Origin of the sequence: Paenibacillus polygoni (genome assembly GCF_030263935.1) — a bacterium.
Taxonomy (GTDB): Bacteria; Bacillota; Bacilli; order Paenibacillales; family Paenibacillaceae; genus Paenibacillus; species Paenibacillus polygoni.
Genome location: NZ_CP127162.1, coordinates 2802172 through 2816927, shown reverse-complemented (window position 1 = coordinate 2816927; position 14756 = coordinate 2802172). Strand labels below are relative to the sequence as shown.

13 protein-coding genes are annotated in these 14756 nt (G+C 40.9%); 12 read left to right on the top strand and 1 reads right to left on the bottom strand.

The features are described from left to right. Positions 1–136 precede the first annotated feature (136 nt). The 5 genes from QPK24_RS13565 to QPK24_RS13545 all read left to right on the top strand — a co-directional run bounded on the left by QPK24_RS13565 (position 137) and on the right by QPK24_RS13545 (position 5899). On the top strand, positions 137–1603 hold the full coding sequence (locus tag QPK24_RS13565) for an MFS transporter (RefSeq protein ID WP_285741883.1): 1467 nt from the start codon (positions 137–139) through the stop codon (positions 1601–1603). Positions 1604–1781: 178 nt separating this feature from the next. Next, positions 1782–2984: an FAD-dependent monooxygenase gene (locus tag QPK24_RS13560; RefSeq protein WP_285741881.1), complete on the top strand. Its 1203-nt coding sequence runs from the start codon at positions 1782–1784 to the stop codon at positions 2982–2984. Positions 2985–3091: 107 nt separating this feature from the next. Further along, positions 3092–3490, top strand: coding sequence for a hypothetical protein (locus QPK24_RS13555; protein WP_285741879.1), 399 nt, complete (start codon positions 3092–3094; stop codon positions 3488–3490). A gap of 138 nt (positions 3491–3628) precedes the next feature. Then, on the top strand, positions 3629–4285 hold the full coding sequence (locus QPK24_RS13550; RefSeq protein WP_285741877.1) for an SGNH/GDSL hydrolase family protein: 657 nt from the start codon (positions 3629–3631) through the stop codon (positions 4283–4285). A 75-nt stretch (positions 4286–4360) separates the two neighbouring features. Next, complete coding sequence (locus QPK24_RS13545) at positions 4361–5899, top strand: glycoside hydrolase family 43 protein (RefSeq protein WP_285741875.1); 1539 nt, start codon at positions 4361–4363, stop codon at positions 5897–5899. 181 nt (positions 5900–6080) lie between these two features. Here QPK24_RS13545 and QPK24_RS13540 read toward each other — a convergent pair whose 3' ends face one another. Continuing rightward, complete coding sequence (locus QPK24_RS13540; RefSeq protein WP_285741873.1) at positions 6081–7532, bottom strand: IS1182 family transposase; 1452 nt, start codon at positions 7530–7532, stop codon at positions 6081–6083. Positions 7533–7792: 260 nt separating this feature from the next. Here QPK24_RS13540 and QPK24_RS13535 point away from each other — a divergent pair, with 260 nt between their 5' ends. From QPK24_RS13535 to QPK24_RS13505, 7 genes are all read left to right on the top strand, one after another. After that, a complete protein-coding gene (locus QPK24_RS13535; protein ID WP_285741871.1) occupies positions 7793–8698 on the top strand; it encodes a manganese catalase family protein in 906 nt (301 codons plus the stop codon). A 222-nt stretch (positions 8699–8920) separates the two neighbouring features. Next, positions 8921–9127 carry a zinc ribbon domain-containing protein gene (locus tag QPK24_RS13530; protein WP_160031605.1) on the top strand — a complete coding sequence of 69 codons (207 nt, stop codon included), beginning with the start codon at positions 8921–8923 and terminating at the stop codon, positions 9125–9127. 237 nt (positions 9128–9364) lie between these two features. Further along, entirely contained in the window at positions 9365–10492 is a 1128-nt protein-coding gene (locus tag QPK24_RS13525) for a glycoside hydrolase family 53 protein (RefSeq protein WP_285741867.1), read from the top strand. 98 nt (positions 10493–10590) lie between these two features. Beyond that, positions 10591–11445, top strand: coding sequence for an AraC family transcriptional regulator (locus QPK24_RS13520; protein WP_285741865.1), 855 nt, complete (start codon positions 10591–10593; stop codon positions 11443–11445). A gap of 447 nt (positions 11446–11892) precedes the next feature. After that, positions 11893–12609 (top strand): collagen-like protein, encoded by a 717-nt coding sequence (locus QPK24_RS13515; RefSeq protein ID WP_285741862.1) that lies wholly within the window; start codon positions 11893–11895, stop codon positions 12607–12609. A 275-nt stretch (positions 12610–12884) separates the two neighbouring features. After that, positions 12885–13898 (top strand): S66 family peptidase, encoded by a 1014-nt coding sequence (locus tag QPK24_RS13510; RefSeq protein WP_285741860.1) that lies wholly within the window; start codon positions 12885–12887, stop codon positions 13896–13898. A 148-nt stretch (positions 13899–14046) separates the two neighbouring features. After that, positions 14047–14718, top strand: coding sequence for a VOC family protein (locus QPK24_RS13505; RefSeq protein WP_285741858.1), 672 nt, complete (start codon positions 14047–14049; stop codon positions 14716–14718). Positions 14719–14756 lie beyond the last annotated feature (38 nt).

The following is a 14756-nucleotide window of genomic DNA, read 5'->3' as shown; positions in this document are numbered from 1 at the left end:
TGTAACATACAACTTGTATAGTACAAGTTATTTGATCAAGTGAGTATTTTAGATGTAGGAGGGTTCTAATTATCTACAAATTCATCTTTCATTTCTGTTAGGATCGGGCTCGTTAGACAACTAGAGGAGGACATATATGAGTCAAAGTAACCATGAAGCGATAACCAATCCAAAGAAATTAAGTATTCCTAAATACATAATTATGTCGATTCTTACGATCTTTTCGATTGGACCCCAATATTTTCTTAATCTTTCTTATACGGTTGGACAAAGTGTGATTCAGAATGGGCTTCACCTGAGTACGCAGGAGATGCTTATTCCTTCAAGTTTATCCAGTCTTGCTTTTGCAATTGGTATACCATTAGGTCGTATTTTTTCTAAAAAATTCGGTCTGCGAAACTTTTATCTTAGCCTTGTGTTTGTTTTTCTGTGCGGGACCATTATTGATGCATTATCCTATAATATAACCACGTTAATCATCGGGAGGGTGATCCAAGGGCTTAGTGCGGGGATGCTGTTCTTAACGATCCTGTCTGCTAAATTCCTTTCCTTTCCGAACCATTTACGTCAGTTCTTCATGTTCTCGGTCGTAGTGGGACTCTTTGGTGCGTCAGCCATTGGAGCGATATTTGGTACGATATCTTTAAGCACGGATGCTTGGCGCTGGCTGTACATGATTAATATATGTTGTTCACTGCTTTGTCTCTGCATTGGTTTTGTTACCTTACCTAAACAAAAAGCAGAACAAAAAGAAAAAATAGTGATCAACAGAAAGGGACTTTTCTTATTAGGTCTTCTGACGATCGCTTTCGCATTTCCCATTCTTAATCTACAGGAAAAAGGCTTTGATTCCGTTTATGTTTGGCCTTTTCTCGTTATGGCTATCATCCTTGTGGCGTTCCTTATTAAAAATGATAGTCGAAAAGAATTTCCTATCGTGCCGATTCGTGCGTTAGCCAAGCCCAAGGCTGTGTTTGGTACGGTGATGGCAGGAGCGGGACATATTTCACTTATTGTGATCTTCGTTGGGGTAAATGGATATATGCGAACGATTAAAAATGTCTCGTTCATCGACTTCACTTATTTTTATTGCTGCTTCTTTATAGGCATTGTGCTGTCTGCCATTTTATGCGCCCTATTGTACGATAAGTGGGGAGCAGGTATTCTAGGAATTGCAGGTTCCTTACTCACCGTTATCGTAAGTATCAAATGGTCTTCGATACAGCCTGAGGCATCGCTCACTGGGCTAAATCTTCAAATGGCTTGTTTAGGGTTTGGCATCAGTATGACCTTTATATCAGGGGCAATCGGAACTTTATTTGCCGGAAATGCACATCAAGCATCCAGTCGATCAGCTTCACTGCACACGATTAGAAACTATGCAGGTGCTGTCTTTGCACCATTTCTTGGGTGGTTTCTCTACCGACTGAATGCAAATCAATATGAAAAACAGATAGGCCAGCTGAGTCAGATCGATACGATATCAGATATAAATGCCAAGAAGGCAGCGCTTCTTAGCACTTACCATGGTCTATTTACGATTTTGCTTATACTCGGTGTTATGTATGTTAATTGCATCGATAGGGAAAATGGCAACCGGTAAAGGTCATGCACTAGTGAAAAAAGAAAAAACGGCCGTTTAATTTGGCGATCCAGGCGAAGAACTTCTAAGTTCTTCGTCTTTTTTATCTTACATCCTATAACATGTGTAAAAGATGCTAAAATGAAGAGATGGTGAATAAATCTATACCAAAAGCAAGTAATGTTGGGAGCAAAATGTGATGACACAAAATAGGGATACAACCGTATGTATCGTTGGCGGAGGACCTTCAGGGTTGCTACTAGGTCTCTTGTTAGCGAAGCAAGGAACCCATGTGACGGTGCTGGAGAGTCAACCGAATTTTGAACGTAAATTCAGAGGCGAAGTGTTACAACCTCGTTTCATTCAAGTAATGGAACAATTAGGACTGGATCAACTTCTGTACGAACATGAACATATAAAGCTGTACAAGGGAGAAATTTGGAGCGAGGATAAACTCATATCGTCTATTGATTATGTTGAGGACACGCCGGAAGTGCCTTTTTCCTTACGAATGAAGCAGTCTGTATTACTCCAAGCTCTATATGATGAAGCGGTAAAGTATGATCATTTTCACATGATTTTTAATGCCAGAGTGAAGTCATTGATTACAGAAGAAGACAGAATAAGTGGGGTGGTTGCCCTTACTCAGAATGAAGAAGTTCGAATAAAAGCCCATTTGACTGTAGGAGCAGACGGACGCTTTTCAACCATTCGAAAACGGGGTGGTTTTACGTATAAATATAAGAATCATGATTTTGATATGTTATGGTTCACCTTACCCATTCAGGAAGACCAGCAAAAAGATATTTTTTTCAGAGTAACTAATGATCGCAGTTTCATTGTTGTACCCAGTTCAAGTGACGAGCTGCAAATCGGGTTTACCGTGAGAAAAGGGGAATGGGAGCTAATAAAGCAGAGGGGAATCGATGCTCTGTCAGAGGAGCTAATCAGGATATTCCCAGATTTACAAGAACCGCTGCGTGAGATTACTGATTTTCAGTCTTTTGTTACCTTAAAGGCCGATGTATTCTTTGTGGATCAGTGGTATAAAAGAGGTTGTGTACTCATAGGAGATGCCGCTCATTGCTCGTCCCCAGTAGGGGCGATCGGAATTTCTTTGGCAGCAGAGACAGCGGCCCTCTTAGCGGAATTAATTCAAGAGTCTATCCAAGCTAAGGATCTCGATTTTAGAAAAGTAGAGTCTTTAACCGATTTACGAGCTAAAGAAGTGATGATGGTCCACCGGATGCAGGGAATGATCGCGAAGGCCGTTATTAAAGCTCCAAGATGGACGAAAAAATGGGTGATACGATCTGCACCGCAACTTTCTAAAACGAAGTTATTTCATCTCGCAAAGCGGAAGTTTTTATTAGGAAAGACAATCGATCGTCTAGGTAACTAGAGCTTTCTTGATTAAAGAGTGCTAGTGGCGAATAAGCAATCGCTGCAAAATAACTGTGGTATGAATATGATTTGTATTTATACCACTTTAAACTAGAAGGGATTACGATGGATTTCCAAAAGAAATTAATAGTCATAATACCTATAATCGTTATTGCTTTGGCAGCTTTTTTTAGTTTTTCTTTGTATGGCTCTCCCTCTAAAGTAGTGAAAAATTATATAAATCAAGATGATGTCTCAAACCATGAAATAATAAATTCATCCGATGTTAATCAATTCTTAGAATTTAATAAAAATAACAATTTACCAGAACCGATAATAAATATAAAAGCGGTTAATCGATCTGCAAATCAATCGCAAGTGATCGTTAATTTTGAAACTTTCACTTATGATACGAATAATGATCTTAAACAGATATATGCTGGAAGTTTGTTATTTTCACTTATTCATACGAAGGGCAGATGGGAGATTAAATCCATAGATCTGATTGAAGATATAAGAGAATAGAACTCACTTGCCTCCAAGGGGAGACGATGAGTTTTTTAGCATTTTAATAAATCTATCCTAGTCAAGAGCGTCTGGAATTTTGTACAATATAAAGATAATTATTCAAATTATGCCTGCTGAATGGAGTGAACACGACTTATGCAGCGAAAAAGAAAGACCATCTTATTTCAAGGCGACTCCATTACCGATGGAAATTGGGGACGAGATATGGACCTCAATCATATACTTGGTCATGGTTATGTATATCTTCTTGCAAGTAAGTTAGGAGCAGAGTTTGCAGCAAGCCAGCCTCATTTTATAAATAGAGGAATTAGTGGAAACCGCGTCTCTGATCTGTATGCACGCTGGAATGAAGATACAATTAGCATACAACCAGACCTGATTAGTATTCTTATTGGTGTTAATGATGCAACGAGCCTTATTTCTGGTGATCCGCGCGGAGCTACAGATCGTTTTGAACGAATTTATTACCAGCTGCTGAGCGAAACAAAAGAGGTTCTTCCTGAGACAGGGTTGGTATTATGCGAGCCTTTTATCCTTAAGACAGAATTAACAGCAAATAACTGGACAGAGCTGCGTAAAAAGACCGATGAGTATCGTTTGATCGTCAGGGAACTCTCACATACATACCATACCTTATTTGTCCCTCTGCAAGAGGTATTTGATCAGGCAGCAGACAAAGTTACTCCTGAATACTGGATGTGGGATGGAATTCATCCGACCGCTGCGGGACACGAGCTTATTACTAACGAGTGGCTCAAGGTTGTGCAACAAAGTGAGTACGCTATTCATTAGAATCGGTGGCGTACGATATAGTCTCTTACGGATAGATGCTTCGAAAATATCATGATGAAGAATAGGAGAGAAGACATGAAGAACAATCCGATTATATGGGCTGATTACCCGGATCTTGACGTGATTAGAGTAGAAGATACGTATTATATGGTGAGTACAACGATGCATATGATGCCAGGGTGTGTTATTCTGCGTTCTTATGATTTGATCAACTGGGAAGTAGCTACTCATGTATACGATATACTGGAAGATACGCCTGCTCAAAGGCTCGAGGGAGATCAGCAGATCTACAGCAAGGGGATGTGGGCAGCCTCTATCCGTCATCACAAAGGGAAATTCTATGTCGTTTTTGTAGCAAACGATACGCAGAAAACCTACTTGTATACAGCAAGTGATATAAACGGGCCGTGGACAAAACAGTATATTGAAGGGTTTTATCATGACTGTTCTCTTCTATTTGATGACGACGACCGTGTTTATCTCATTTATGGTAACGCTAACATTCATCTTACTGAACTAAAAGAAGACTTATCTGGACCAAAGCCGGACGGGCTAAGCCGAATGATTGTGAGAGAACGAGGAGAATACTTCTTAGGTTATGAAGGCGCCCATCTATATAAAATAAACGGAAAGTATTATGCATTCTTTATACATATCACACCTGCTACCAAAGGCCGCAGAACGCAGGCATGTTATGTTGCGGATTCTTTAGAGGGTGAATTTACAGGCGGAGAAGTTTTTAATGATGACATGGGGTATTTCAATGCCGGAATAGCTCAGGGAGGTATTGTCGATACACCAGATGGTGATTGGTACGCTATGTTATTTCAGGATCATGGAGCGGTAGGCCGGATCCCGGTTATCGTTCCACTGCATTTCGAAGATGATTTCCCAGTATTTGCGAAAGAGGCCCCAACCTATATTGAGATCCCAAGTACGAGACCGGGTTATGAGTATAAGCCCTTAATCGGAAGCGATGATTTTAGTTATGATACGGATGAGAAGGGAAAAGTGAAGCTGAAAGATTTCTGGCAGTGGAATCATATCCCGAATGATAAGCTATGGTCTGTGACAGATAAGCCGGGGACCTACCGTATTCAATCTGGAAAAATCAGTCCCAATCTGACGTTTGCTCAGAACACGTTGACGCAGCGAGCGATGGGGCCTGCATGTGAGGCAGTCGTTACACTAGATGGCAGTGAACTGCAAGACGGCGATTATGCTGGTTTAGGTTTCTTAATTGGCACTTATGGTTTGATTGCTCTAACGAAAGAGGCTGGGCAATATTACTTGGTAATGATCGCTCGGGATACCGACGATAAGTCGATCTTTGAAAATCTAGTGGATACGAAGCCTGGTGAAATCTATGCAAAAATTCCCGTAAAAGAAAACAAAGTGACGTTGAAAGCATCGGCGAATTTCATAAATAATACAGATGAGTGTATGTTCCACTATTTAGACGGCGAGAGCTGGACAAAACTTGGAATTACACATCATATGGTGTATAAACTCGATCATTTTATGGGATGCCGCATCGGTTTATTTTTATTCTCTACTGAAAAAATTGGCGGAACTGCCGAGTTTTCTAATTTCGAATATAATGTATTACATTAAACACAATCTATTGACTACACGATCTAATAACGAAAAAGAGCCCTGGTTAGAGGAGGCCACTGAAGAACTTGCGCTTTTCTTTGGAGGCTGTGCAAATAGTGTAAAAAGAAGACATTCACTCCGTGTTTTGGAGATGAATGTCCTCTTTTTGTCTTCATAATTCTGTATTCACTAGTAGTTCTTAGTCTGCTAATTTCAGTATTCGTTTGAGATTTACAGCGAATATGGCCATCGCACCTTGCAGTTGCATGCCAAGCAGACCCGAGGATGTGGCTACATCATACCCGTGCCCATGTTTGAGTTCACTGTTCTTTGCTTCAATTTTGTAGCGTTCCTTCGATTTTGTTTTGAAATATTCTGTATCCTGGAACGCCTTCTGTTCCAAGTGTTCGTCGGATTTTACTGTCACGGAATACGTTTTGCTCTTGGCTCCTTCTCTGTAACAGTCTTCCTTATACGGACAGCGTTTGCAGAGTTCCACATCGAAAAAATAGGTGTCTTGTTGGTTTTTACTGATGCCTGTTTTCCCTTGTCGTGCTTTTCGAATCGCCATGTGTCCGGCTGGACAAACGTACATGCCAGCATCTTTGTTGAACAGAAACTCGTCCTCTTTCTTACGAGCACCTTGTGTAATGAGTGGATTAAGTTTCGCTACAAGTTCAATCTCGTTTTGTTTCGTGTAGATCAGGTTATCCTTCTCAGAATACGCCGTATCTCCAATTACCGTTTTGACCTGCATCCCGGCGGCTTGGCTTTTTTCGATCAGTGTCAGTAATTGTTTTCCATCATTTTTCTCGCCCGTCGTAATGACAGCTGCCGTTATTAGACGTTCCTCGGTCATCGCTAGATGTGTTTTGTAACCGAAAAAGGCGCTATCTGCGCTCTTGTGTCCTACGCGCGCGTCTGGATCTGCTGCAAGGCGCAGTTGCTCTACATCATCCTCAATCGTCTCTTTCAGAAGATTAAGCGGCTCTACAATTTTTGGCACCTGTGCGATTCCGGATTCTTCTTCGATGAAAGCGACAAGTTTTTGACAGTACGCAATTTCGTCTTCGAGCACATGGTTCACGTTCTTTACTGGCATTTTGGCTTTGACCGATTCATCCATCGTGTAAACCATTTTGCGCAGCTTCCGCGCACGGTCTTGCAGGATTTCTTGCGGTGATTTCTGGTTGTAGCGAGCTTTCGTATGCGTGGCATCTACGATGATAGAGGTGCTTTTTAAGATACCCTGCTCAATCGCAAGGGTTACGGTCTGCCCGATAAGCATGTCGAGTAGGTTCATATCTTTTAAACGTAGTTTGCGGAATTTCGTTAGAGAACTTGGATCGATTACCGAGTCTTCTGGTGCCATGCCAAGAAAAAATTTAAACGACAGGTCATACTTAGAGCGTTCAACAATGTCTGCGTCAGAGAGTTCAAATATAGCTTTCAGTAATAAATATTTAAACATGCGAATCGGGTCAATGGCGTTACGTCCATTGTCTAAGCAATATTTTGCTTCCAACTCTTCGTATATAAAAGTGAAGTCCACCAATTCATTGATTTGACGAAGCATATTGTCCTTCGGTACAACAATGTCATACAGTGCCGCATAAGGACTCAGAACCAAGGTTTGTTGTTGTCGAATCATCCGCTCACCTACTTTTCATGATGCATTAATTATAAGCGAAAAAAAGGTACGGATCCTCAACTTTTTTGAGGATCCGTACCTTTTTTTATGAGTAGACTTTTTCAGTGGCCTCGGTTAGAGGAGGGGCTCTTTTTGTGTTCTACGTTTTTATATAATCAACAGAATCAGCAACAATAAATGACAAAAAAACCTGTCCATGCATAACACGCGAGTACCTTCACATAACATGAAACAAAGAGCATTTTGAGGAGGAAATAGGAATGTTTAAACGAGTAGATCGTCTGGCAATTGAACTGCCGCTTCCCCTGTCTTCAGGACCGGATCCCAATGGTGCCAGTGCCGTTCAGGAACTGATGGGTGGACGTTTTGGAGAGATGTCGACTTTGAATAATTATATGTTTCAATCCTTCAACTTTAGAGGAAAATCTAAGCTTCGTCCGTTCTATGATATCGTGGCGAGCATCACAGCAGAAGAATTTGGTCATGTTGAGCTTGTAGCGAATACGATTAACATTATGCTTAGCGGTACGACATCTCCCGGAGATCCAGATACAACACCGCTGCGTATAGGTAAAGATGCACGGATGACATCTCATTTTATTGAGTCTGCACAGACGGCTCTTCCTTATGACTCGATGGGAAGACCTTGGAACGGATCATATGTGGTAAGCAGCGGGAATCTCATATTTGATTTATTGCATAATTTCTTCTTAGAATGCGGAGCGCGCACACATAAAATGAGAGTATATGAAATGACAGATCATCCGGCGGCAAGGGAAATGACCGGATATTTACTTGTGCGCGGCGGTGTACATATTCTGGCTTATGCAAAAGCCCTTGAAATGGCTACAGGTGTCGATGTAACCAAGTTATTCCCTATACCTAGACTGGATAATAAAGTATTTGATACGACAAGAAAGTGGGAAGCAGCCGGAGAACACCGAAGACTTTATACATTCAGTGACAAAGACTATCAGCAAATTGCCCAGATCTGGAAAGGGGTTCATCCAACAGACGGCGGGAAACTTGAGGCATTTGCGGGACTGCCAGGATATAGTGGACCGGTACCGGAACTGCCTGATTTGCCTGAAGAATTTGCGCCGGGAATCTCGGCAGAAGACCTCATTCAGATCGCAGAAAGGTTAAAGCGATCAGCAGGTTTATAGTTAATAAAGAGGAGGATGGTAGTTTAACAAAAGATGAGAATTACATCTTATAGATGTAATAAAGGATGAATGCCGCAGCCGATCAGCGCTGCTATTTTTAAGTTTTTAATAACAATAGTAATTGTCTTTATTAGGAATGAAAAGGATTGGGTGTTAGAGAGATTGAAACCTATGATGCTTCCTATTCGTATTCATAACTATATAAATAGGAGGCGATTTTAAATGAGTGAAAGAGGCTGTTTTAAATGCGGAGGTTTGGAAGCGGACACCAAAGAAGTTGCGATGACAGGTACTGGATTATCAAAAATGTTTGACATACAAAATAATCAGTTTGTTGTAGTATACTGCAAAAACTGCGGGTATTCCGAATTTTATAATAAGAGATCCTCGAAGGCTTCAAATATCATTGACTTCTTTTTCGGTGGATAAGTCTTTGAAAGAGGGCTTGGGATTAATCTTTGAATATCATTGAATAACGTGAATATCATAAATATAAGAAATAAGGACGAAATTTCAGGGACTGCTCTGGTATTTCGTCCTTTTTCATTTTTTTAACATTACATATACATAATATTCTTATACCCTTTACCCATCGTTTATTATATATCAACTCTCACTGAAAACGCTTTATAATATGTATACTGACACATAGAAGGGAAGAACTTTATGACTCATTTGTTTGTTAAAGGTGCAGACATCTCCATGCTGAAAGAAGTTGAAGAATTCGGAGGAAGATATTATCTAGGTGAGGAACAAAAAGACCTATTTGAAATATTACAAATAAAAGGACTCAACACGGTTCGATTGCGCTTGTGGGTGAACCCATACGATGAAGAAGGTAAGCCATATATGGGCGGTACAAATGATCTGGAGACGACGATTGAACTGGCAAAAAGAGCAAAAGCACACGGAATGCAGTTTATGCTGGATTTTCATTACAGTGATTTTTGGGCAGATCCGAAGAAACAAGACAAGCCAAAGGCTTGGCAGTCGTATACAGGTGACAGGTTGGAAGAGGAAGTATATCGCTACACCAGGGAAGTGCTTGAAGTATGCAGACTGTGTGATGTCATGCCGGATCTGGTTCAAATCGGGAATGAGACAACGAACGGCATGCTTTGGCCAGAAGGTAAAACACCTAATTATGTTCCTGAGAAGCAAAGTTTTGAAGAAACAGAAGCAGCAGAGTGGGATAAATCGTTCGATTCACTTGCGGCACTGCTAAAAGCAGGGGTGCGGGCAACAAGAGAAGCAGGACCAATGAAAATTATTTTGCATCTGGATGCCGGCGGGCAAAATGTATTGTACCGCACATGGTTTGATGAGATGAGTAAACGAAATGTAGATTATGATATTATCGGGTTATCTTACTATCCGATCTGGCATGGCGGTCTCGATGATTTACAGTTTAATTTGGAAGATATCAGTGCTCGCTTTAATAAAGAGGTGCTTGTTGTAGAAACGGCTTATGGACATACGACAGAGAGTTTGTCTGGAGCAGATATTTTCACAGAAGAAATGTCGAGAATTGCTGGATATCCGCCAACGGTCGAAGGCCAGGGACAGTTTCTTCAAGATTTAATGGAGACAGTCCGTAAGGTACCTGACGGTAAGGGTCTCGGTATCGTATACTGGGAGCCGGCCTGGCTGCCGGTTGAAGGGACAAGCTGGGCAAGTCTAGCTGGTATGAAATATGGCAACGATGTCTCGGAAATGGGAAATCACTGGGCCAATCAAGGATTGTTCGATTTTGAGGGTAAGGCGCTTGCTTCTTTAGATGTATTTCTAAAATAGAAAATCGAAAAAATCCAAGGATAGAGTTTTGAACTCTTGTCTTGGATTTTTTTGTTATCATATGAATATGGAAGAGTCTAGTTAAGGGGGAGGATCAGGTGAACTGGGGCGATGAGAACAGAAGATGTGTATTTAATACAATAGAAAGCTCGCTTCCGCTATTTGTTGAAACGATGGGATACAGCGCTTGGGAGCGGATATTTACACGAACGGACGGATACCCGTATTATCACTGGTTATATACTTTGGAAGGGGAAGGAAGTATGGAAATGAGGGGCGAACGCTTCCTGCTGACACCAGGTCAAGGCGTACTGCTCACCCCATTCACACCTCATTCCTATTCCCCTGCATCGGATCGATGGGTAACCGTATACATTACATTCGGCGGCACTGCTGCCGAGGCTATACTAAACTCGCTTGATATGAATACTTCTGCTATTTATGCTATCGATTCAGAAGGTGCATCTTTCGTATCTCTCATGGAAGAGATGATTCATAAAGCGGACTGGGATACAGAGCTCTCGGGAATGGAATTATCTACAGCACTCTATCGTTTTCTTATGCTGCTAAGAAACTATGGTATGCGTGACGAGCAGCCCTCATTATCTCAATATTATGATAAACTTCGTCCCGTTGTACGATGGATGGAAGAGCATTTTTCTTCGAACGTGGGGCTGGCTGAGATGGTGGAACAAGCGAATATGAGTGTTTCGTACTTGAATGAACTTTTTCGGGATGCATTTGGGATGAGTCCATACTCTTACCTCATTCACCTGCGTCTTCGCCAAGCTAAAAAGATGATGATTATGAATCCTGATAAAACACTCAAAGAAGTGTCCGCACAGACTGGATTTAACGATGTGAGTCATTTTGTGGCGACGTTTCGAAAAAAGGAAGGGATCACACCTGCCAAATACAGAGAACTGCATATTTCTACAGAGATAAGAGATTAGACTGATAGATTATTTATACTAAGATCATATCGATAAAGGAGTATCCTATATAATCTGTTCCCCAGGTACAATGATGGATGTACTATTTTTGGATGAGTGCTTGCATAGAAGGGGCTAATACAGAAGACGTAGCACTGGTCATAACTCTATCAAGTAGACAGAATAAGAAACAATACTTAACAAACGTTTTCCGGTATTCAGCGGTTAACGTTTTTTTGTTTGTTTTGGAATAGAAAAATCCCCCTATAAAAGTAAGGGGAATGAGTTGTCCACTCCTAATATATGTAAATCATATTGATCTGTTTCATGAAAGCAAGACATATTTCTTAATAGAATGGCCCTATTTTTAAATAATAGTTAGAAGTCTACTTAAAAGTAGGTGATAGTCTTTCCCAAAAAGAGAATTCGAACGTAAGCTATCTTGAATATACAGGGAGGTGTCCTTTAATGAGTTGTCCATCCAATAAGAATAAAAGAAAATGTGTGAAAAAAACGGTAACTGTATGTAAGCCAAAGAAAAAGAAGAATATAATCATTAAGAAAAAGATTGTTAAGATCTCTTGTCCTCCTTCGAAAGTTATTGTAAAGCCGGTTCGGGGGCCTCGTGGACCGCAAGGAATACCAGGGCCTGCCGGACCAACAGGAGCACAAGGACCGCAAGGAGTTCCAGGACCAGCAGGACCGCAAGGACCGCAAGGACCAGCGGGAGGTATCTCGTCATTTGCATTTTTATGCAGTACGGAAGAACAAAACGTAGCAGCCGCTCCGGTTCCAGGTGGTCAAGGTGGGGCCGTCACATTTAACGATTCGACAATCAGTGCGACAGCCTTAACTTTTGCACCTCCGACGAGTGTGGTAATTAACGAAAATGGATTTTATCATATTAGTTGGGAAGTATTCCCCGTAGCTGGCAACTCTGCATTTGGATTGTTTTTTGACCCTGATGGCCCTGGGCCTGTTGAGGCATCCCTTGTTCCATGCAGTAATTACGGCTCAGGAGCAGGAAATAATCCTTATCAAGGGCAGGTCATAGCGGCACTAACAGCAGGTGGAGTATTAACATTAAATCGGATAGATAATACGGGTAATCAAGTGCTTCAGAACACGATTGGTGGGGGGACGCCTACGGTTAGTGCATCGCTATTAATTGAAAAATTAACTTAATTTTCCCGAAAGTGGACCTGAACTAGGTCCATTTTTATTTGTCTATTTGTCTTTTGGCCAACCTACCATTAACCTTATTATTTCAACATATGAAAAATTCACAATAAAAAGATTAATCTCTCTTCCTATTTACTTCATTGATAACCAACCTTATCTCATATCTACCTCTGTAATTTAGTATGAAAAAAATAAAACCATATTATTCTAAATGAAGATAGATTATAATATCAAAAAATTTAATAATTTTTCTAGAACATATAAATAGGAGGAATCCAATGATTCAGTATCCACTCTTAGAAAAGGGAACGACCGTTGGGGTTACTGCACCTTCATCAGGAGTTGTAAATACACTACATCCACTGCTTGAGCAGGCAGTCCTTCGTCTAGAGGCGAAAGGATACCACGTGGTTTGCGGTCAAACGGTGTGGTCACAGCACAAAGCAAAATCAGCACCTGCCAGCCTACGCGCAGAGGAACTGAATCATTTTTTGCAGAATGACAAAATGGGGATGATCTTTCCGCCTTGGGGCGGGGAGTTATTAATTGAGATCGTGGACCTTATTGAATATGAACGAATTCAGCCAAAGTGGATTTTGGGTTATTCCGATATAAGTGTGTTGCTGCTGGCGGTTACGCTTAGGACGGGTATCGCTACAGCGCATGGTACAAATCTTATGGATATAAGAGGAATATACTCGGACGAGACCACTGCCATGTGGGAAACGGTGCTAGCAACACGGCCCGGTCAAACAATTCAGCAAATCTCTTCAGAACGATATCAGAAGAAATGGAATCACGAGAAGCCTTCACCCTGTGTTTTTGAATTAACAGAACCTACAGAGTGGAAGACGACTAAAGGGTCTGATGTGATTCTGCGTGGTCGTTTACTAGGTGGCTGTATTGATGTAATCCGACATTTAATAGGGACTCCTTATGGTGATGTCGAGACATTTCAGCGTCATTATATAGATGGTGAACCCATTCTCTGGTATCTGGAAAATTGTGAACTTAGTGCAACGGACCTTCGTCGTTCCCTTATTCAAATGAAACTGGCAGGTTGGTTTTCACATTGCAGCGGTGTTTTATTTGGACGAAGCCATGCGAATAAGCCAGTAGAAGGTTATGATGTAATGGATGTATATGAAGAAATGGAGATAGAGCTGGGGATCCCTGTCGTCTACGATATAGACTGTGGGCATATGCCGCTTCAGATCACTTTGGTGAATGGAGCAATAGCTGAAGTTGAGCTAAGAAATGGAAAAGCTACCATCATCCAGATTTTCGAGTAATAAGTCGTAGTCGTATTCGCTAGAAGACAAATCATATCTGATATTCTTAATGTTATTCGTTAGAAAAGTTCGACAGTAGGACATTTTGCTCACTCTAATTATGTTAAATTAGAAATAGTAAAATATCATAAGAAAGGTGTGATGAATCTTGATTTTTGAAGAGGTTATCTTGAATACTCACGAGTTAAAGGATTTGAAAACATTTTATGTCCATACCCTAGGGTTCGGTTTCGTAAAAGAAGATACGAATTCCTTTACAGTTGCTGTTGGGGAAACGAATCTCACATTTGTTCTAACCGAACAAGAGAAAGAGAACCCGTTTTATCACTTTGCAGTAAATATTAATGAAGATAAGTTCAAACTTGCTAAGGCTTATTTGTCAGAACGGGTTACTCTGCTGAAAGACGGGTCTCAAGACGAATTCGAGTTTGAAAGTTGGAACGCGCATGCTGTCTATTTTTGTGATCCGGTAGGAAACATTGTTGAATTTATCGCTCGCCATAATATGAAGAGTAACCGTATTTCTTCCAATGAATTTACAATGGCGGATATTCTATGTGTTAGTGAAGTGGGATTACCCGTTCCTGATGTGGAAAGCGCAGTCTCTGCGTTAGAAACAGACATGAACCTGCCTTTATGGAAAGGTGATCGCACCATATTTCAGCCTGTCGGAGATGAACATGGACTATTTATTGTAGTAGTTATAGACCGGATCTGGCTGCCAACGAGTCAGAAAGCTACCATCTTTCCGATAACCGTTAAAATAAAAGATAAAGATAAAAAATACGAATTCGCGAATTTACCTTATCAAATAATATAAAAAGAAATACATACACGAATAGACTATCCGTTCACCAA